This window comes from Streptomyces sp. URMC 126 (assembly GCF_051386555.1).
Classification (GTDB): Bacteria; Actinomycetota; Actinomycetes; order Streptomycetales; family Streptomycetaceae; genus Streptomyces.
Window position 1 is genome coordinate 1 of the sequence record NZ_JBPQTX010000599.1, and the last position, 1,450, is coordinate 1,450.

A 1,450-nucleotide genomic window follows, 5' to 3' on the forward strand; every position below is an offset into this window, starting at 1 on the left:
CCCCCCAGCGGCTCGCCCCGCCCTTGACCGTCGCCTCCCCGAACGCCCCCAGCGAAAGAGAGAGTTGGGATCACCGCCATGCGCACAGCAGAACGAACACCCTCGTCCTCGTCCTCGTCCCGCACCGCCACCACCGTCACCGCCACGCCCCCGAACGGCAAACTGCCGCTCCTGGCCCTGCTCGCCCTCGCCACGGCCGTCTTCATCACCAGCCTCACGGAGACCCTTCCGGCGGGCCTGCTGCCCGCGATGAGCGGTGACCTGGGCGTGAGCGAGTCGGCGACGGGCCAGACCATCACCGTCTACGCGGTCGGAACGTTCCTCACGGCGATCCCCCTGACGGCGGCCACCGCGGGGTGGGGACGGAAGCGCCTGCTGCTGACGTCGATGGCGGGATTCGCCGTCGCGAACACGGTCACCGCCGTCTCGTCCGATTACGCCCTGACCATGGTGGCCCGTGCCCTGGCCGGTGTGGCCGCCGGGCTGGCCTGGGCCCTGCTCGTCGGGTACGCGCGCCGCATGGCGCCCGCCGGGCTGGAGGGCAAGGCCATCGCGATCGCTATGGCGGGCATACCGGTGGCCCTCTCCCTGGGCGTGCCCGCCGGGACCTTCCTCGGCGAGGTGCTCGGGTGGCGCGTGGCGTTCCTGGCCATGACCGCGCTCAGCGTCGTCGTCCTCGGCTGGATCGCCGCCGTGGTTCCCGACCACCCCGGCCAGGCGCGCGGCGCCCGTGCCCCGATGCTGCGGGTGCTGAAGGTGCCGGGCGTGACGCCCGCGCTGTTCGTCACCACGGTGTTCGTCCTGGCTCACACCATCCTCTACGCCTACATCGCCACCTTCCTCGACCACCTGGGCATGGGCGGTTCGGCCGACCTCGTCCTGCTGACCTTCGGCATCGCGTCGCTGGCCGGCATCTGGTTCGTGGGCGCCCACATCCACCGCCGGCTGCGGGCCCTCACCATCGCCTCCGCCCTCCTGGTCGCCGCGTCCGCCGCCGTCTTCGCCGTCTTCTCCGACAGCCCGGCTCTCGTCTACGTCGCCGCCGCCCTGTGGGGCCTGGGCTGGGGCGGTGTCCCGACTCTCCTGCAGACCGCCGTCGGCCAGGCGGGCGGCGAGTCGGCCGACGCGGCGCAGGCGATGCTGGTCACCCTCTGGAACGTGGCCATGGCGGGCGGCGGGGTCGTCGGCGGCCTCCTCCTCGACGGGCTCGGCCACTTCTCGCTGCCGTGGTCGGTGCTCCTGCTGCTGGCGCCCGTGCTCGCCGTGGTGGTCGGCGCCCGCGTCCACGGGTTCCCCGCGAAGCGGGCTTCCTGAGGCCCGGGTCCGGGGTCGGTACGAGGCCCCGGCCGGAATGCCTGCGAACACCTCTGAACACCTCCCCTGATCACTACGTACGGAAAGCGAACGACCATGACCAGCACCGCCACCTCCACCGCCACCTCCACCACCC

Annotated in this window: 1 protein-coding gene; it reads left to right on the plus strand. The window is 72.8% G+C overall.

Annotated features, from left to right (window positions below):
• The first annotated feature begins 78 nt into the window (after window positions 1–78).
• Complete coding sequence (locus ACSNOK_RS33005; protein WP_436784470.1) at window positions 79–1,314, plus strand: MFS transporter; 1,236 nt, start codon at window positions 79–81, stop codon at window positions 1,312–1,314.
• Window positions 1,315–1,450 lie beyond the last annotated feature (136 nt).